Origin of the sequence: Microcoleus sp. B3-A4 (genome assembly GCF_036705385.1) — a bacterium.
Classification (GTDB): Bacteria; Cyanobacteriota; Cyanobacteriia; order Cyanobacteriales; family Microcoleaceae; genus Microcoleus.
In genome coordinates, this window is the sequence record NZ_JAUBUI010000002.1 from 57,436 (window position 1) to 75,788 (window position 18,353).

Consider the following 18,353-nt stretch of genomic DNA (forward strand, 5'->3'; position numbering starts at 1 on the left):
TACTTACCAGCAATCGTTAAAAATTCCACTCAATCTCCGGGACAAGGCTAGACTTGGGCGCAGACATATTCAGTAAAACTATATCTATATTGCCACTGCGTTTACAAATAAAGATGGCTATAGTTATACTTACTGATTTTGGCAATTAAGTGGGATTGAATACCCGCTCAATAGCCGCTCAATACCCTCTTGCTGCTAAATGCAAAGCGGGTTATGGCGAGGGATTCTCGGAGGAATTATGATGAACCTAAATTTAGATACTATTTTCTCATCGCTGATGAACCCGGCCCTGAACGAGTTTCAGGTTTGGGCTTTGCAAAACCCGGAAGAAAGTCTCAGCAAAACGATGCTACCGCCGATCGCCCTGATTGAGGGTTTGATTGCCAACGAACCCACCTATTTGCCGATAAAACGGCTGGCTTTCGGAGCCAACTTTTGCTGCGCGGGGCAAGTCGTGATGGGAGAGTTTGACACCCTGGAAAAAGCACTCACATCGCCCCAGGCGCGGGGATGGCGGCTTGGTACTTCTGTACTCGATCCCGATAGCGCCCCCAACCAAGATGTCGGCGGCAGAAACCTTTTTCTACTGTCTTTGTCCGATCGCGAAACTGATGGTAGCAGCAACCACGCAGCATTCCGAAGCTGTATGCAAAAATATCTCTTCAACAGTGCGACAGCGGATCGCCAAGGAGACGAAATCAGCAGGCGGTTGCTCGATCGGCTAGCCGCAGATTATGCCCAAATGCCACACGGTGCGGGGGGAGCGTTTTTTACCGATGTCAAGCGGGGTTGGATGGGATTTTTAGTCCGATACCTGCACTACGTCATCTTTGGGATTAATCCAGACGATTCAGAGTCGATCGAACTTCTCACCGAATTGCATTACACCCGCCAAAGCCCGCTGCATTACTTCGCCGTCATCGGCAACCTGCTGCAAAGCCTGAACCTCTTTGGACACGGGGATTTATCCGCTCTAATCGAGCGTGCAGCGACTATCTATGAAAATTCCCCAGCCTTAGCCGACTTCGAGGAGAGCTCGGAAAACAACGGCATGACTAAGCGGGAATTGGCGAAGCTGATGACATCGATTATGGGGATAGCGGGAATGCAAGGCCCCCTGCACCTAGGCTACACGGCAATGGGATATCGCCCTCTCCCCGCCTATAAAGGACAGCAGACGGCCCAAATTAACCCGACTGATTTTTGGGATAGGCTCGATTTGGACGATCGCCAGTCGATCGAGCTCTTCCTCCTGGAATGCGCCCGCCTCTGGGCTCCCGTCAGCGCCACGCACCGAGTCGCGACAGAGCCTTTCACCGCAACGGTAGCGGGCAAAGAGCGCACCTTCCCTGCCGGAACCAAGGTATTGATACCGCTCAGCCTGGGGCTGCTAGACGGGAGTTTCTGGGGCTCTACGGTATACGAATTCAACCCTAAGCGGGAGAATCTCTGCCCTTTTCATATGGGATTTCATTCCGTCGGCGATCGGAGTGCGGGACGGATTTGCCCCGGTAAAGACATCGCACTCAAGATGCTGGTGGATGTCGTGAGTACGGTAGGCAAAGTGCGCCGAGCCTCTGAGCCGAATTTGCAGACGTAATCAATCCAAAAGCTCGATCGGACAGCGGTTGAAACTGAGATATTATATCATTCTCAAGAACAGGCAAGATGCCTGTTCCACAAAGAATTAATTGCTTGTGGGGTGGGCATCCTGCCCGCACATAAAAGCCTTATTGAGAATGGTGCAAGATGTGAGTTGAAACCGCACGCCACACAAACTATCTATCGATCGACTAAGAAATCAAGGGGGTATCTAATAGGAAACCAAAACACAACTATTTTGAGGATAAATAATACCATGTTAATCGAAGAAAAGCAACTAAAAGACATCGCGAATTGGATGAAAGTAGAACATCCAGCCGAGTTACCCGAAGTCCTGCAAGGTATCTTTTTTATGGACGGGAATGTTTTACCAGACCATTGTCTGACGATGTACAGTTCAGACTGGAATGCTGCCGAACGGACGTTATTGCTGCGCGTTTTTGACCCTGTTATCTGGACATTTCATTCATCAATGGCAGGACGGATGTTACTTTATTTAGTCAAATTCTCTCGAATAACTTACTTGTTCCGATTCTCGGATGCAACTTTGCAGCACGGGCACATCACGCCGATAGTGTTTGGATGGTCTGTGCCGCAGTGGCTTGTAGATTTTTTGATTGATCGAGATCCGAACACTCCGAATGGAGATATCTGGCATCGCACAAACTCGTTTTTCGGCCGACCTGCTGAGAGCGGATATATACTCCGCAGGGTTGTAGACAAAGATGGCAACTACACATCAGCTTTTCCAGATATGCTGTCTAAAGTTGAAAGTGATTGTTTAATCATTGCCAAAGAGTGATAAATTTTTACAAAAATTACAAAACCCGCTTCGTTAGGCGGGTTTTGTCGCTCGAAGTGGCGGGGTTTGAACCGACGACCTATACAATGCCAAGTTTGATGTGATATCGTTTTCGGTTGCATCGGAATCATAAAATCGAGTCAACAGTTAACGCTCAGCCATTCAGTTTTTCGACCCCGAGTCATATCAACTGCGGTAGCATCAGAATTAATATTACCCACAGGTTGGACACGGCGCCGTGCAATCGAAAACGATATTACTTCTGGCTCATCAGAGTTTATTTGCCATGATTATACACCGTATTCCAGGTTCATAAAGTAGTAGGGACAAGGCAATACCTTGTCCCTACGGGGATTCGTGGATCAGGGGTGTACTTCACAAACAACGTGGAATCTGCAGTAAGATGTTTGGTTTCACCCTTTTTTGATTCGCCAACCGTCTCTTAATCCATCGTCCCTACAATATTCTCACCTAATTAATTAGGTCGATCGCACTAGAGGAGAGCAAAATCTGTGGCAGTAATCACGCTGGCAGGCACATTATTGAGAGTTGCCAAAAGTTGACCGGAAGCCGTAACTCGGATGAGGGTAGAACTATTCTCGGCTACAATGCTTAGTTGGGAGAAATCCAGACCACCCATTAAGCCGATCGAATCGATACCGTATTGAAAGTCTAAAATAGTCTCGCTGCCGAGGTCAATACCCAACATAAATCGATCGTTTCCGGTGCCTCCAATCAGAGTATCATTCCCTTGATCTCCAAACAAGAAATCGTCCCCAGCACTGCCCAACAAACTATCCTCATCCTTACCGCCGTAAAGAGTATCGTTCCCGACCTCCCCATTGACAGTATCCTGACCTTCATTGCCAAACAGCAAATCGTTGCCCAAACCGCCACATATTTGGTCTTTTCCGCCAGTAGAACCAATGGGGAGGGGGCTACCAATATCCCCGTACACTGTATCTTCCCCCTCGCCACCGCAGATAGTATCACTTCCTTCATCGCCAAACAGCAGGTTGCTGCCCAATTGGCCGAAAACTAAGTCATCGCCCTTGCCGGCACGCACTGTATCATCACCCTCACCGCTGGCGATCGTATCTTGATTTTTCTCCCCGCTGAGGAAGTCATCGCCCGCCAAACCGAACACCAAATCGTTGCCAGTCAAATCCGGGTCGAAGGGGTTAATAGTTCCCCCGTAGATAACATCGTTACCCTGGTCACCAATTAAAGTATCGCTCTCCTGGTCGCCAAAAATAATGTCGTCATCTTTGCCACCGTAAACAACATCTTCGTTCTTGCCCGCAAAGATTAAATCCTCTCCAGCAACCCCATTGAGGTAATCATTACCCTCATTGCCAAACAGCAAGTCGCTGTCTATATCTGGGCCAACCGGGAAAGCACTGTTAAGTCCCCCGTAAATATTATCATTGCCCCGCAGCCCGGCCAACAAATCGTCGCCATCAAAGCCATTTATTTCGTCACCGTTATTAGTGGCGAAAATAGTGTCGTTGCCATTAGTACCGTTGCGGGTATTAGTGACAGAACTCGGGCCACGAACACTGCCAATGCTTGGTAAAACTATTTGTTCACAAATGCAGTCAGCATCTTGTCCTTCTTGCGGTGGTAGTGGTGTTGGTGTTGGTGTTGGTGTTGGTGTTGGTTGGACTTGGGCGAAGGAATTCCCAAAGTTAATATTGCTAACATTAGTGCCACTGACAGCAATAATATCAGCAGGATTGGCAGTAGTTTGCGTCCAACCAGGTTGATTTACTTCCCGAACTCGATAAGTCCCCGGCCCTAAATTAGCTAAACTGTAGCCGCCCAAACTATCAGTTGAAGTGTTAACTTCTCCAGCATCTAAAGAGTTATTGCTGTTAGCGTCAAGGAAGATTTGCCAGTTCGGCAAGAGCGGTTCTTGAGCATCCAAAACCCCATTATTATTGAGGTCATTAAATTTGCTGCCGCTAATGCTAATATTTTGGAAATTGCCGAAATTAATTCCACTACGACTTTCGCCACTGCCCAGATTAATCGGCGCCGGATTAGCAGTAGTTTGCGTCCAGCCAGTCTGCTGCACCTCCCGCACATTGTAGGTGCCGGGATTGAGGTTGTTGAAACTGTAATTACCAGAATTGTTAGTGGTAACAGTAGTTTCGCCCGAATCTAAAGAGTTGTTCCCGTTCACATCGAGGAAAATTTGCCTTCCCGAAAGACCAGTTTCCTCCGCATCCCGAGTACCATTGCCGTTGCTGTCGTTGAATTTAAGACCGCTGATGGTGCTTTGTTGGACTGGAGTCGGAGGCTGAGGCGGAGTCGGAGTCGGTGTTGGTGTTGGTGTTGGCGGAACTGCTTGGTTGCCGAAATTGGCAGTGGAAGTTTGACCTGGATCTAAGGGAACGGTTCGGGGGTTAGGGGTGGTTGGTGTAAAACCTGTCGGCACCACTTCCCCGACGTTGTAAGTGCCTGTTTGCAGGTTGGGGAAGCTGTAGCTGCCATCGGTACCGGTAGTAACTTGGATTTCTCCGGTGTCTGAACTGCCGTTGTTGTTAGTGTCAAGGAAAATCGTGACGCCAGGGATGCCAATTTCTCCGGTATCTTGAGTGCCGTTACCGTTGGTGTCGTTGAATTTAATGCCAGTTATGGTGCCCGTCTGCAGGCTATTGCCGAAATTAACTGTAGCAGGAGTCGTTTGACCTGCTGCCAGCGTGACTGCAACCGGATTGGGAGTAGTTGGCTGGCTGAATGGCGGCACGACTTCCCGAACGTTGTAAGTGCCGGAGGGCAAGTTGGGGAAATTGAAACTGCCGTCAGCCCCAGTAGTTGCCGAAGTTTCTGTGGCATCGAGAATGCCGTCGTTGTTAGTGTCGAGGAAAACAGTCACTCCGGGCACAGCAACTTCTCCGGCAGCTTGAGTGCCGTTGCCGTCAAGGTCGTTAAATTTTATACCAGTAATGCTGGCGAGTACAGCGGGTATGGTTTGGTTGCCGAAATTCACCGTAGCAGGAGTAGTTTGGCCTGCTGCCAGCGTGACTGCAACTGGATTGGGAGTAGTTGGCTGGCTGTTTGGCGGCACGACTTCCCGGACGTTGTAAGTACCGGAGGCCAAGTTGGGGAAAGTGAAGCTGCCGTTAGCATCGCTGGTTGCCGAAGTTTCTGTGGCACCGAGAATGCCGTCGTTGTTAGTGTCGAGGAAAACAGTCACTCCGGGCACACCAACTTCTCCGGCTGCTTGAGTGCCGTTGCCGTCAAGGTCGTTAAATTTTATACCAGTAATGCTGCCGAGTACAGCGGGTATGGTTTGGTTGCCGAAATTCACCGTAGCAGGAGTAGTTTGGCCTGCTGCCAGCGTGACTGCAACCGGATTGGGAGTAGTTGGCTGGCTGTTGGCGGGTACAACTTCCCGAACGTTGTAAGTGCCAGCAGGCAAGTTGGGGAAATTGAAGCCGCCGTTAGCATCGGTAGTTGCGGAAGTTTCGCCGGTACCGAGGATGCCGTCACCGTTTGTGTCAAGGAAAACTGTAACTCCGGGAACGCCAAGTTCTCCGGCAGCTTGAGTGCCGTTGCCGTCAATGTCGTTAAATTTGATGCCGGCGATGGTACTCAGCGGTACTGGTATTGCTTGGTTGCCGAAATTAACTGTAGAAGGAGTAGTTTGGCCTGCTGCCAGCGTGACTGCAACCGGATTGGGAGTAGTTGGCTGGCTTCCAGCCGGTACAACCTCCCGGACGCTGTAAGTGCCAGCAGGCAAGTTGCCGAAAGTGAAAGTGCCGCCAGCCCCGGTAGTTGCGGAAGTTTCGCCGGCACTGAGGATGCCGTCACCGTTGGTGTCGAGAAAAACAGTAACTCCGGGAACGCCAAGTTCTCCGGCAGCTTGAGTGCCGTTGCCGTCAATGTCGTTAAATTTGATGCCGGCGATGGTACTCAGCGGTACGACAACGGGAACAGGCTGTGCGGAAAATTCCGAAGTGTTGCCGGCGGCGTCGGTTGCTGTCGCGGTGATTAATTGGCCTGCGGTGACGGCTGCTGGGAAAGTTTGATTAAAAGCAGCGTTGCCGGCGGCGTCAGTAGTTACCGGGATAGAAGCAATTAAGGTTTGACCTTGGGTTCCCGGGGGATTGTTGGCGAAAAATTGGAGGGTGAAATTGGCACTGGGAATGCCGTTGTAAGTTCCCGCGACGGTGACGCTGCCCGCGCTGGCGGTAGCGGTAGTGAGTACCGGGGTGTTTAGGAAGTTGTTAGCACCGGTGTCGGCGTCGCCTGCATCGTTGGCGGTGATGCCGTTGTTGCCGAGGTCGATGCCTAAGCCAAGGTTGGCGAAGATCGAGTTGTTTTGGATGCTATTGCCGGTACCGGCGAGGAGGTTTACTCCTGAACCGAGGTTGCTGGCGATCGTATTTCCTTGACCGGCTGCTGTACCGCCGATCGCATTATTGTTTGCGAGGTTAATCAATACCCCAGTAGTATTGGGCAGCGGAGTCGTACCGTCGGCCGCGACGCCGATGAAGTTGCCGAACAAGGAGTTGCCGACAGTGGTGGGGTCAACAAGGGCGACACCGTTACCGTTGCCGGAAATAATGTTGCGGGCCGCTGGGGTCGTTCCGCCAATGATATTGTTGGTTGCACCTCCCTGGATGGCTACGCCGAAACCACTGTTAGGGACAGCGGCGGTGCCGTCAAAATTAGTGCCGATGAAGTTGCCTGTCAGAATGTTGTTCGTGGCACCGGGATTGACAATGACCGTACCGCTATTGCTGTTGCCGGAAATGACATTCCCGCTAACAGTGTTGTCCCGTACGCCGACGATGCTAACTCCACTGGTGTTGGGCAAGGCGGCGGTGCCTGCAGCGTTGGTGCCGATGTAGTTGCCGAGCACTTGGTTGCCCCCTGTACCGCCGACGATGACGATACCGTCGCCTGTATTCCCAGAAATGACGTTGCGATCCGTCGGTGCAGTCCCGCCAATAATGTTGTCGCTGCCACCGTTCTGAACGGCGACGCCAAATAAGCCGTTGGGCAAGGCCGCGGTGCCGGCGGCGTTGATACCGATGTAGTTGCCCGCTACGGTGTTGCCATTGCTTTCGAGGGAAATGCCGGTGTTGCCGAAGCCGTTAACGATCAATCCGCGCAAGGTGCTGCCACCACCCAAGACACGAAAACCGCTGCTAAGAGCACCTGCACCCGATCCATCGATCTCGATCAGCGGGGTGCCGGCGAACCCCGGTTGGCTAGTGCCGTCGATGATTGTGGGAACGTTAATATTTGGTAAGAAAGAGAGGATCGCGATCGTCTGCGGGCCTGTACCAATGGCAAAGTTAATAGTGTGTGGTGGTGCGGCCGCTGCATTCGCATCCGTAATCGCTTGTCGCAGCGAACCCGGTCCAGCGTCAGCGGTATTACTGACAATAAAAGTAGCCAATGTGTGTCTATAGCCTGCCATTACCTCTGGCTCGATCGCCAATCCTGTTTTAATAGCTCCAGTAGCGTATTCAAGTACCCAGTTTCCGCCTTTTTGGGCACTCCCGGTAATATCTGCTGAAGCAGCAATATTAGCTTTTGTTAACTTGCTCAGCTTTTGTACGAAAGCTTCTCCTTTTTTACCTGCTGCTACGTTGCAACCGTAAAGCAGAATTTCAAATCGATTTTGAAGTGAGTTGACAGATGACGAAAACCACCGTTTCAAACTGTCGCGATATGTTTCTAAATTGTCGGAATTCAGGCTAGTTTGCCCTAGCTGCAAACTTCCCGATTCCCCGTGAGAAATAATGTGAACGCTTTCTATACCTTTGCGGCTCTGCAGTGCTTCGGCAATTTGTTCGATGCCGTCCCGCGCCCGATCAACTAAAATTACCTCTAAACCCGCTTTAACACCGACCGCCAGACTCTGCCAATCTTCAACTGCTGAATCTACGAAGACTATTTGTTGGTTTTTCATAATTACCTTTCCCCCATGCACCTAGGTAGGTTTCAAAAATGTTGTTTCCGTGAGATCGGCGCCAGAACTTCCAGCCACAAATACGGCTACCACAAATCCTGCCTGCAACTCAGTTAAAGTTGTACAGACAAAGCTTTACACTTATCTATTTTTATGATTATTGTAAATTTGTGGGAGCTCGAGAATTGCTCGATCGCACTTTTTTATGCTCAACTTAAAAAAACCAGACCCCAGCTAGAGGTAGGTTGTTCCCGATTCCGGAAATCTTTCAAAAAATATCCAAATAATTTACACAACTTAATGTTGTGTTTTTTACTAAGTACAGTTTGGTGAAAAAGAATCCAACTCTGCGCCAGTTCCAAACCCAGAGAGTGGTAGGTATCCAGCAATTATTCAATCTCAAATCTCAACTCTCAAATCTCAAACCGCAGGACTGGGATTTTGGCAAATTCAGCGTATGGCTCATAACATAGAGGAATAGTCGCCTTCATGGCATCATAGAAACTTGTCCCTCACATAATTGAAATCGATGACCGCTCAAAACTCCTCCGTTTCGCCCGTCACTTGGAAAGAAGACCGAGTTCTGCTAATTGACCAAAACCGGCTGCCGAAAGAATACGCTGTAGTCGAAATTAGTCGCTACGAAGATATGGCTGAGGCGATTAAAACTATGATAGTCCGAGGTGCTCCGGCGATCGGGGTAGCTGCAGCCTACGGGATGTACTTGGGGGCGCGAGAAATCGAAACGGGCGATCGTACCGAGTTTTTTACTAAATTAGAACAAGTTGGCGAGTTATTGCGATCGACTCGTCCCACGGCGGTTAATTTGTTTTGGGCAATATCGCGAATGCTCAAGACTGCCGAGAGAACTAGCGGTTCTGTCGAACAAGTGCAAAAAACTTTGTTAGAAATGGCTAAAACCATTCAAGCAGAAGACTTGCAAACTTGTAAAGATATCGGCGACAAAGGTTTAGAAGTTCTGCCCGCTACACCGGAAAAATTGAACTTACTAACTCACTGCAATGCAGGTGCATTAGCAACAGCAGGCTACGGTACTGCTTTAGGTGTATTTCGTTCTGCTTGGCGAGAAGGAAGACTTGGAAGAGTTTTTGCAGACGAAACTCGGCCCCGTCTCCAAGGTGCAAAACTGACCACTTGGGAATGCGTGCAAGAAGGAATTCCTGTCACATTAATAGCTGACAATATGGCAGCCCACTGCATGAAACTCGGCATGATTCACGCAGTAGTTGTCGGTGCAGACAGAATCGCTGCTAACGGCGACGCCGCCAATAAAATTGGCACTTACAGTTTAGCAATTGTTGCCAAAGCTCACAACGTCCCGTTTTTTGTCGCCGCCCCTCTGTCAACAATTGATTTTGAACTTCCCGACGGCAGCAAAATCCCCATTGAAGAACGCGATCCAGTTGAAATGTATCAAGTTGGAACTACGCGAATTTGTCCTGTGGGAGTCGAATTTTACAATCCCGCTTTTGACGTAACTCCGGCGGAATTAATATCGGGAATAATCACAGAACACGGCACGGTTGCTCCTTGGGCCTTGCAACAGTTTCAGGCAAAACAATTAGTTTAATTATATGTTCCTCAACCGCTCTTTCCACCAGTTATGTAGCAAAATAATACCGCTTTTAAAAAGCGTGACATCTTTAGGGACACGGCAGTGCCGTATCCCTAGGGAAACTCAAATTTTAAGAAATGGTAAAAGCGGGATTTATAGCTGTCGAAACAGGAAGAGGAAAGTTGTTATAACAACTCTAACTCTGCCAGTTTTTTTCGCTACGGTGGCTCAGGCTCAATGGCCGCCAACCTTGAAAGCTCAGGAATCAGCAGCCAAACAATATGTGGCAGCAATGAATAAAGCTCAACAAGCCTACTATATACAGAATACGGGTTTTACAAGTTCTGTTTCTAATCTAGGCCTCGGTATTAAACCTGACCCAGCCAACTACCAATATTCAATTAATACGGAAAACAAAGTTGTCTTTAATTATGCAGTATCGAATCAAGCTAATCTCAAAAGTTTTGTTGGTGGAGTCTTTTTAGCAGGAAACAAAACCCAAACAATCTTGTGTCTAAATGCTAGTCCTGGCAAGATTAAACCACCTAATCCAATGTATGACGGTCGGGATTTATACTGCGCTGCGGGGACAGGCAAAATTGCTCCATAAATCCGGTCTAATTTAGTGTATAATTTGGCAGATAATTGGATAGTAAGCGCCGATTTAGCTAAGCAATTGCGGGAACAAGGAGCTACTTTGCTAGATGCTCGTCAACCTATTTTAAAGTGGTTTTGCCGTCTCCCGCCAGCTATTCCCGTAACTTGGCAGGAATTTTCTCAATCGCACTTTCCCCACAAGGGAAAAATTATCGAAAATAACACACTTTTAACTCAAAAACTGCAAGCAATTGGCATCTGTCAAGACAAACCTGTCATAGTCGTTGCCGATTCCGTGAAAGGGTGGGGCGAAGACGGGCGAATTGTTTGGATGTTGCGGACTTTGGGACACGAAAAAGCCGTTTTTGTCGATGGAGGATATCGGGCTTTAATTAAAGCTGGAATTAATCGAGTAAAAGCTGCAAACAATCCACCGAAAACAGGAGATTTTGTAATATCTCGCCGATCGGATTGGGAAATTCAGCGGGATGAATTGAAAGCTATTTTAGGAGATGAGAATTTAGTCATTATTGACGCCAGAGAGCCGCGAGAATATGCAGGTCAAACACCTTACGGAGAAAAGCGGGGCGGCCACATTCCCGGTGCGGTTCACCTCTATTACAAACAGTTAATGGACAAACAGGGAAAACTGCTGGAGCGCGGGGAAATTGTCGCTATTTTGCAGCAGAAAGGAGTTTCGCAGTCAGCTCAAATTGTGATTTATTGCTCCGGGGGAATTCGCTCTGCATGGTTGACTTGTGTCTTGACAGATGTGGGATTTTGTGCTAAGAATTATGCAGGTTCAATGTGGGAATGGTCGGCTTCGCCGGCAGATAGCTATCCCCTTTCAATAAGCCTTTCAGGGGCGGGCTAGAAGCCCACCCCACAAGAAAATTTAATGTTTGTGGAACAGGCCAGAAAGCCTGTTCTTGAGAATGGTATCTAAATTCCGATTCAACCTATTAACTACAAACGATCGAGGTTGAGAATCTCAACCCACTTGTTCGATATACTGAGCAAGATCGTCGCGCAGGCGGCTGAGTTCGGCTTCGGTGGTGACGCGCACGCGATCGTCCCTAACCGTAATCAGCACTTTCGCAGCAAAAGGAGTTGGCCAGATATTCGGGTTGCAGAAAACTTCCAAAAATACATCTCCTGCATACCGATATTCCATCGGTTTTTGGGGAGAAGCTTTAGCGCCAGCGGTTTTGGCTGCTACAGCTTTCAAGCTTTCCATCAAAGCTGCAATTTCGCTTTGCAAATCCCGCGCGGCTTGCGGGGAAAAGCTAAAGGAGACAGAACCTTCGACTAAATTCAGTGTCAGCGGAGAAAGAGACATGGGCAATGAAATTTAACATACAATTGTTAATGATAAAAAATATAGTAACCCAAAAGAAGTACATTCCAGCTCAATTGGACTGGGAAACTGGTATTAATTAAAAATTGTCTCAAGAAGCTAGGCTAAATTAATGAATATAAATCTAGTCGCAAGCTAGATTCAGCAAGAGTTTTAACCTGTTATGACTTGATAAGCTTTAAACTAGAAACCAGAAAACTTGACGGCCGAGCGAGGAGATTTTATGGTTGCCGATAACCGTTCCGAAGTCCGCAAGGTTTTAATAATTACTTTATTGCTAAATTTGCTGGTGATGGCAATAAAAGCAGCCGTGGGATGGCTGACTGGTTCCCTCAGTTTGCTGGCAGATGCTTTGCACAGTGTCACGGACAGCGCTAATAATATTTTAGGATTGGTAACTAATCATTATGCCAATCCGCAGCCCGATCGCGATCATCCCTACGGACACCAAAAATTTGATGCTCTCGGAGCTCTGGGAATTGCTGCTTTTCTGGGAATTGCTTGTTTTGAGATTCTCAGCGGTGCTGTCGAAAGGCTGATTAACGGGGGTAAAGTTGTCAAAATATCCCCAAATGAACTGTGGATTTTGATGATTGTACTGGGGATTAATATTTTTGTCACTTTTTACGAGCGCAGAGTTGGCCAACGTCTCGGTAGCGCGATTTTAGTGGCTGACGCTCAGCACACGATGAGCGATGTTTGGGTGACAATTATGGTCATCGGCGGGTTGATTGGTGTTTGGCAAGGGCAGGTTTGGAATATACCTCAACTGCAATTCCTGGATGTGTTTTTGTCTTTTCCTGTGGCTGTTTTGGTGTTTAGCAGCGGTTGGAAGGTTTTAAGGGAAAATCTGCCTTGGTTGGTGGATGAAATGGCGATCGCACCGGAAGTTATTCACGCGATCGCGATCGATGTACCGGGGGTTGTCAATTGTCACTCGATCGCCTCCCGTGGCGTGGTAGGGCGTCAAGTCTTTATTGAGATGCACATGATTGTGGATGCTGTGGATGTAGAAACAGCTCACCGGATTACAGAAGAAGTAGAAGCCCGTTTGGAAGAACGTTTCAGCCCTGTACGCATCTTAATTCACGTTGAGCCGCCGGCTTACCATTCCGACCAAATTAGCTACGATTCTGAAAAATGAAGGCACAACCAGTGATTTGGACACGGATACACGGATTAATTGAAGAATCGGGAAAGTATTTTTACTTACCCCAATTCCTCCAATTTTTTAAATCCTATCAATCGGGTTAGAGCGATCGCACTTAATTTAGTTGCTGTTTTCCACAGGAAAAGGGGGGTTTTCCACAGGAATCGGCAAGTTTTCCACAATAGATCGATCGACTGTCGTCGATTTCTGTCTTTCTATTTGTAGAAATTCCAAGTATTTTGAATTTCTGTAGCCATTTCCCCCCGCAAATGCCAAGGTAGCAAAATCTCCACTTTTGAACCGAGAACTCGCAGCCATCTCAACGGGTAGTGCGGATGGAATTTTTACTTTATTTTATCTGGTGCTAGCCTATCTACTCTCGATCGTAGCGGAAATTCTCCTACTCTGTTTTAGCGGACGATTCTCTTAATTCAGAGAAAGATGAAGAAATGTTTCGAGCGATTTGGATTTGGGGGAGTGAGTGCGATCGCGCCTGAGTTGGTGAAAAAGCGATCGCCTTCTGCCAAAATCAAAATTCAAGCCTCCAAAATCGATCTGTTCAGCGATTTCAAAACTGCATCGATGAGGTTCGGAGGGTTAGGAGAAATGCGTTTTACATGGTCGCAGTGCTAAGTATAATGTTGTCGGATGCTTCTGAATTTATAGTGGATGGTTAACTGTGCCAAGCGCGATAAAATTCTAGATAACTCATATTTTGGGCGCAGTGCCACAGTATAGCATAGCAATTTTCGTAGCGCTCTGGTTCTTCAGCTAGTAATTCATCATTAAAAAGCTCTTTTATATTTGCTACCACTCTTGGGAATAAATCACTAGGAATTGCCATCTTGAATATCCAAATATCCATATCATATAGCTCATAAATAGCTGGCTTTGATTTTAGATTTTCAACCCATACTTGAAGCGAGTTTCTTATATTATTAGAAGTTGAACTTAAATTTTCATTTCCTATTGTAAAAATTAATGGAGCGACTATCTTATTGACTTTAATTGAGTTAATCCGCTTATTTATAACATTTAAATTCATTTTTTCAAATTTCCAATCATATAACCTAAAAAAACGATGACGTTTACTACCTTGGAACAGGTGAGGGTTTTGGCGTAACAAACACTTAAATACTTCACGCATTTCTAAGTCTTGAGGACGGGTTTCCCATAAACTTCTAGCTGCATACAAGCGATAACCTTCATCAGTGCCATTCAAAATAGAGTGTTTTAGAAATTCAACAGCTTCCCTATTACTAGGATCGAGCTTCACTAAAGTTTGTGCAATTTTTAACTTAACTTCTTCATTTTGATAAGCTTGTAATAAACAAACTAAAGTAGAAATAATATTAGAAGGAATTGAAAAATTCTCTAATTCGGAAAATTGTGAAATTACCTCTTCAACCCAGCTCTTATGCCTAAGCACATCTAAGAGAGTGATTAACACGTGTGGATTGCCAGGGTCAATTTTCTCTAAATATTTAGCACCGCTAATTCGTAAATAATCATAGGTAAAGGGAGAATCAGAATAGTTTAGAATCAACTGATTTGGCGTGATACATTCGATTAAAGTTCTGACAATCTTTGAAATCAATATGCCAGATTCGGTTAATGCTGTACAAACTTCTTCAAAGAGCATAACATCACCAAAATATCGATAATGATAAGCCTTATTAATTAAAAAATTGACAGCCTTAATGTGATAAGGATTAATTCGCAGTATCATTCGAGCAGCAAGTAGGCGAGTCACATCATCGCCATCATTTTTTAGTAGTTGAGTTAATCGATAGACTACTCTTATTGTATCGGTTTCTTGTAAAGTTGCTCTAGCGGTTGCTTCAAGTGGATCGAAACTTTCTAAACAGATTGACTCACTAAAACTCCACTCAATTACTGTATCAATCATTTCATCACCCAAGGAAAAGTCTCGAAATTCAGAGAGACCGGCGACGCCAATAAAATAGGCTTGAAAACTATAAAATCTCTCACAGTTATCATCAAAATTAAGTAGATTTTTCAATAATTCTTCTTTGAGATTTGGCTGGATGCGGTCTTGTCCCAACCAAAGCAATATCACTTCTTTCCACTGCGGTTCAAAAATGCGATAAATACCTTCATCTGGATTATGAGGAACGTGATTTAGGAAAAAATGCCAATCATCGATCGCCAAGGCAGCAAAATATTCCTGGAATGTAGGATGAAAGAATGCGTAAACAGGTTCATCTGTTGCAGCTTCTCGATCTACCAAATTCAGCCAACCGAGATCCCAGGCTAATTTAAACAGCCTATCGCCCATTTCTTTTTCAATTAAAGTCAGCGGCAACCGAAATCTAGCATCGCTATCCAATCCTGCTATAGACAAACGACCGAGGGCTTGATGTAATTCTTCTTGCAAAATTGGTTGAGTCGCCCAATCAATAACCGTTTGGGATGGTTTCCACTCATAGAAATAGCGGACAAAGTGTTGATATAGTTCTGCTTTGGTTTCTGGTAATTCGACTTGCTTATTTTTGCTGAATATTTGACACAGTAGAGATAAGCGAAGCGGATTTTTTACGAGTTTGCGGATGCGTTCTTTTTGCGGTTCTTGCAGCTTTTTCTGTAACTCCTGTCCCTGTTGAATATTTTTTGCTTCAGCAAACCACTGCTGAATAAAATCATCTACTTGCTCTTGTTTAAACTCCTGAGTTTTGTAAGTATCAAAGCCTGTGAGGGGATTTTTGAGACGGGCATCCCAAACATTGGTTCGACAGGTCAAAACAACCCGCACATTACCCAACCAATCAGTAAGCTGGTTTCTGATTTCTTCCAGGGACAAACAACTGTTCGCCCCTACAGCCATTTCATCAACACCATCGAGTAACAGCCACACCCCACCGTGACGCAACCGTTTCTGTAGAGATGTTTTGTGAGACTTCTCTACATCAATATCGGGATAAACCAGAGCCAAAGCTTCCGCTAACCATTCCTGAAGGATATAGTCTTTCAGTGTCTTTCCTTGCAAACTTGCCAGCGCAATGCAAATCGGCGAATCTTGATTATTTTCCTGAATGTGAGTGGCGATTTTATCTAACAGCGTTGTCTTTCCTGCTCCTGGTTCGCCGACAATAGCAATATGCTTATTTTTTCCAGTAGGGTTTTGTCCAATAACGTCAGTCATGAATTCATCATGCTCGTAAATTCGGGTAACAACTTCCGGTTCTAATTGATGTAACAGTTCCATAGACACATTGCCACTGCGACGCTGCTGCTGTTTCCGTTCGATTAAACCTAGCGGTACAAAAACATTGATTTCAAATCCCATTTCTGTCGCTCTCCGCCTAAAGCGTTGCTCCTCTTGCTGTTCCTTTAACATTGATTGGCAAACTCGCTGCCAATCAATGGCAATGTTTGGCTGTGGCTCTCGCTTGGAATTCTGCAAGTTTGAGTCATGTTCGGCAATAAAGTTTATGGGTTCAAATTCTAATGCTTTAAGAATTGAGATGACAGTACCGCGATCGCACGGCTTGCCATCCAGAAAGCGTTGTACGGTACTGATACTCACATAAGCCTGATTTACAAGATTTTCTTGAGACCAGCCCCGTTTGTCTGGATTTCGTGGCTTCTCCAATTCAGCCATCCGTTGACGAACTTTATCCAAACCTGCGCCATCAATCCGAACACTGCGAGATGCCATAGTTTGACTCATTCCTAACAACTAGAGTGGATGAAATTGAGAATTTTGCATCAGTTGCATAGCCCGCCAGGGGTTTAAACCCCTGGCTCATAGCGAAAGTCCTCTGCAAGAGGACTAAATGCCGACCCAAAAAAGCGCTCTTCAGTCCACTTAAGTGGACAGTAGCTCTTAGCCGTGGACTTGATTCCACGGCGGGACAACAGCACAGGCGCAAAATCTCAATCAAAACTATCCCTAGCATAGTCAGCATCAAGTTTCTTGACCAGTTCAGATCAGTTCACTTTTTTCTGAACCGTTTTGCTCTGGAGAAATTCAGTTGACCCCAATAGCTTGAATCATTAACACTCAAAGGTTCAGCTTATGACAGCCTTTCAACTCAGCCTTTTCCCAGACGAGCCACCTACTCCCATCGACTCCCTTAACAAAAAGAGAAGGGTAAAACTCCCATCCCAACTAACTGTAATTGAGCAATCCTGCACAACCCATAGAGCCGCACAACTGTTGGAGGTATCCACCACAACTCTCTACCGCGCTCGGAAAGAAGGCAAACCTTACCAGAAGGGCGCTTGGACTGCCACCGCTCTTGGTGCAAACGCTTGGACAGTCGTCTACAACCCCTTTAATTCCCATTAACCCTAATTGGAGATAAAACTAATGCTATACGCCTTTGACTGTGACAATTCTTTGTCTTCATTTCCCCAATTCCAAAGCGGAGAAATCATCAACGAGTTAGAAACGATCGCTATCGATATTCTAGAGATGATTTTAGGCGATCGCTTCCGTTACTGTCCCCAAGTTCCCCTAGAAATCATCTGTTCCCGTCCAGAAACTTTCACCCGTCTTCCCATTGAACTTTGGAAATTTTGGGTGAGTTCCAGAGTCGATATCGCCTTGATGGAACGCGGTTATTGTGCTAGTCGCCAAGCCAAACTGGTGATAGAATGTCAATCTCATTGGCACGATCGCCCAGAGGTGCAGGAGCGCGATCGCAAAAAAGCCCGACTCCTTGCATCTGTTGGGGTTCCCTTAGTATACCTGCGCCAAATCGATCGAGATCGACGCTTCTATCGTTTCTACACTCCCAATGGACAAAAAGAAGTCTTCTACAACTCAATTACCCAACAAGGACGGACAGAACTGGAAGCATTTTTGCAACACTATTCAACACAGTTGACAGTTGACAGTTGACTCTTAGACTATAAATTTTATGTGTAAGTCCTGTAATTAACACAGGACTTACAGACGGCATCTATCCAAATCGAAAATCAATAATCGACAATGGTATTACTCCCACTCGATCGTTCCCGGCGGCTTAGAAGTAATATCGTAAACCACCCGGTTCACCCCCTTAACCTCATTCACAATCCGATTCGAGATCAGTTCCAACAAATCGTAAGGAACCCGCGCCCAATCAGCTTTTGCTCTGATCTACTGAATACCTTGTGCCACATATAAATGGAATATGCTGGATGATTAGAAATACCGATCGCAACTTGGACAACGGTACAACAGGGGTGGGAGTTGTGCGGACAAGCTTTACTTTCTAAAATGTTAAAAATTGTGCATTTCCGACATTTTTTAAATATAAGTTGGTGGCACAATTATCTATCTCTAGCCCTGGGCAGATTAATACCTTTATAACCGGGTTATTTACCCTT

General features: G+C 46.4%; 13 protein-coding genes and 1 pseudogene. 9 read left to right on the top strand and 5 right to left on the bottom strand.

Features of this window, described 5'->3' with window-relative positions; translation table 11 throughout:
* Window positions 1-238: 238 nt before the first annotated feature.
* Both QUB33_RS01765 and QUB33_RS01770 read left to right on the top strand, forming a co-directional pair.
* Window positions 239-1,600, top strand: a complete 1,362-nt coding sequence (locus QUB33_RS01765; protein WP_333346406.1) for a cytochrome 450 — start codon at window positions 239-241, stop codon at window positions 1,598-1,600.
* A gap of 258 nt (window positions 1,601-1,858) precedes the next feature.
* Window positions 1,859-2,404, top strand: coding sequence for a hypothetical protein (locus QUB33_RS01770; RefSeq protein WP_333346410.1), 546 nt, complete (start codon window positions 1,859-1,861; stop codon window positions 2,402-2,404).
* Window positions 2,405-2,897: 493 nt separating this feature from the next.
* Here QUB33_RS01770 and QUB33_RS01775 read toward each other — a convergent pair whose 3' ends face one another.
* Window positions 2,898-8,336 (bottom strand): SdrD B-like domain-containing protein, encoded by a 5,439-nt coding sequence (locus QUB33_RS01775; protein WP_333346413.1) that lies wholly within the window; start codon window positions 8,334-8,336, stop codon window positions 2,898-2,900.
* Between the two features lie 529 nt (window positions 8,337-8,865).
* On the opposite strand from QUB33_RS01775, the gene mtnA reads away from it, so the two are divergent.
* From mtnA to QUB33_RS01790, 3 genes are read left to right on the top strand one after another with little or no spacing between them, the layout of a single operon-like run.
* The gene (mtnA, locus tag QUB33_RS01780) at window positions 8,866-9,927 is read left to right on the top strand and encodes an S-methyl-5-thioribose-1-phosphate isomerase (protein ID WP_333346416.1); all 1,062 of its coding nucleotides are present in this window, start codon (window positions 8,866-8,868) and stop codon (window positions 9,925-9,927) included.
* Window positions 9,928-9,931: 4 nt separating this feature from the next.
* Window positions 9,932-10,522, top strand: a complete 591-nt coding sequence (locus tag QUB33_RS01785; protein ID WP_333346419.1) for a type IV pilin-like G/H family protein — start codon at window positions 9,932-9,934, stop codon at window positions 10,520-10,522.
* 15 nt (window positions 10,523-10,537) lie between these two features.
* Window positions 10,538-11,383 (top strand): rhodanese-like domain-containing protein, encoded by an 846-nt coding sequence (locus tag QUB33_RS01790; protein WP_333346422.1) that lies wholly within the window; start codon window positions 10,538-10,540, stop codon window positions 11,381-11,383.
* A 117-nt stretch (window positions 11,384-11,500) separates the two neighbouring features.
* On the opposite strand, the gene QUB33_RS01795 is transcribed toward QUB33_RS01790, so the two are convergent.
* On the bottom strand, window positions 11,501-11,848 hold the full coding sequence (locus QUB33_RS01795; RefSeq protein WP_015174783.1) for a hypothetical protein: 348 nt from the start codon (window positions 11,846-11,848) through the stop codon (window positions 11,501-11,503).
* Between the two features lie 241 nt (window positions 11,849-12,089).
* On the opposite strand from QUB33_RS01795, the gene QUB33_RS01800 reads away from it, so the two are divergent.
* Window positions 12,090-13,010, top strand: a complete 921-nt coding sequence (locus QUB33_RS01800) for a cation diffusion facilitator family transporter (RefSeq protein WP_333346426.1) — start codon at window positions 12,090-12,092, stop codon at window positions 13,008-13,010.
* Between the two features lie 126 nt (window positions 13,011-13,136).
* On the opposite strand, the gene QUB33_RS01805 is transcribed toward QUB33_RS01800, so the two are convergent.
* A complete protein-coding gene (locus QUB33_RS01805) occupies window positions 13,137-13,334 on the bottom strand; it encodes a hypothetical protein (RefSeq protein ID WP_333346430.1) in 198 nt (65 codons plus the stop codon).
* Window positions 13,335-13,457: 123 nt separating this feature from the next.
* Here QUB33_RS01805 and QUB33_RS01810 point away from each other — a divergent pair, with 123 nt between their 5' ends.
* Window positions 13,458-13,649, top strand: a complete 192-nt coding sequence (locus tag QUB33_RS01810) for a hypothetical protein (protein WP_333346433.1) — start codon at window positions 13,458-13,460, stop codon at window positions 13,647-13,649.
* A 40-nt stretch (window positions 13,650-13,689) separates the two neighbouring features.
* Here the strand turns inward: QUB33_RS01810 and QUB33_RS01815 are convergent, their stop codons facing one another.
* Window positions 13,690-16,695: an NACHT domain-containing protein gene (locus QUB33_RS01815; protein WP_333346437.1), complete on the bottom strand. Its 3,006-nt coding sequence runs from the start codon at window positions 16,693-16,695 to the stop codon at window positions 13,690-13,692.
* 360 nt (window positions 16,696-17,055) lie between these two features.
* On the opposite strand from QUB33_RS01815, the gene QUB33_RS01820 reads away from it, so the two are divergent.
* Together QUB33_RS01820 and QUB33_RS01825 are read left to right on the top strand one after the other, a co-directional pair.
* Complete coding sequence (locus tag QUB33_RS01820) at window positions 17,056-17,328, top strand: hypothetical protein (protein ID WP_333346439.1); 273 nt, start codon at window positions 17,056-17,058, stop codon at window positions 17,326-17,328.
* A 21-nt stretch (window positions 17,329-17,349) separates the two neighbouring features.
* Window positions 17,350-17,883, top strand: a complete 534-nt coding sequence (locus tag QUB33_RS01825; protein ID WP_333346442.1) for a DUF2726 domain-containing protein — start codon at window positions 17,350-17,352, stop codon at window positions 17,881-17,883.
* A 96-nt stretch (window positions 17,884-17,979) separates the two neighbouring features.
* Here the strand turns inward: QUB33_RS01825 and QUB33_RS01830 are convergent.
* Window positions 17,980-18,111: pseudogene (locus QUB33_RS01830) on the bottom strand (GMP synthase (glutamine-hydrolyzing)); the annotation flags it as partial.
* Window positions 18,112-18,353 lie beyond the last annotated feature (242 nt).

What these genes read in the sequence shown, in the direction of transcription:
- QUB33_RS01765 (WP_333346406.1), top strand. Translation starts at nt 239, where the DNA reads ATGATGAACCTAAATTTAGATACTATTTTCTCATCGCTGATGAACCCG.
- QUB33_RS01770 (WP_333346410.1), top strand. Translation starts at nt 1,859, where the DNA reads ATGTTAATCGAAGAAAAGCAACTAAAAGACATCGCGAATTGGATGAAA.
- QUB33_RS01775 (WP_333346413.1), bottom strand. Translation starts at nt 8,336, where the DNA reads ATGAAAAACCAACAAATAGTCTTCGTAGATTCAGCAGTTGAAGATTGG.
- mtnA (WP_333346416.1), top strand. Translation starts at nt 8,866, where the DNA reads ATGACCGCTCAAAACTCCTCCGTTTCGCCCGTCACTTGGAAAGAAGAC.
- QUB33_RS01785 (WP_333346419.1), top strand. Translation starts at nt 9,932, where the DNA reads ATGTTCCTCAACCGCTCTTTCCACCAGTTATGTAGCAAAATAATACCG.
- QUB33_RS01795 (WP_015174783.1), bottom strand. Translation starts at nt 11,848, where the DNA reads ATGTCTCTTTCTCCGCTGACACTGAATTTAGTCGAAGGTTCTGTCTCC.
- QUB33_RS01800 (WP_333346426.1), top strand. Translation starts at nt 12,090, where the DNA reads ATGGTTGCCGATAACCGTTCCGAAGTCCGCAAGGTTTTAATAATTACT.
- QUB33_RS01805 (WP_333346430.1), bottom strand. Translation starts at nt 13,334, where the DNA reads ATGGCTGCGAGTTCTCGGTTCAAAAGTGGAGATTTTGCTACCTTGGCA.
- QUB33_RS01810 (WP_333346433.1), top strand. Translation starts at nt 13,458, where the DNA reads ATGAAGAAATGTTTCGAGCGATTTGGATTTGGGGGAGTGAGTGCGATC.
- QUB33_RS01815 (WP_333346437.1), bottom strand. Translation starts at nt 16,695, where the DNA reads ATGGCATCTCGCAGTGTTCGGATTGATGGCGCAGGTTTGGATAAAGTT.
- QUB33_RS01820 (WP_333346439.1), top strand. Translation starts at nt 17,056, where the DNA reads ATGACAGCCTTTCAACTCAGCCTTTTCCCAGACGAGCCACCTACTCCC.
- QUB33_RS01825 (WP_333346442.1), top strand. Translation starts at nt 17,350, where the DNA reads ATGCTATACGCCTTTGACTGTGACAATTCTTTGTCTTCATTTCCCCAA.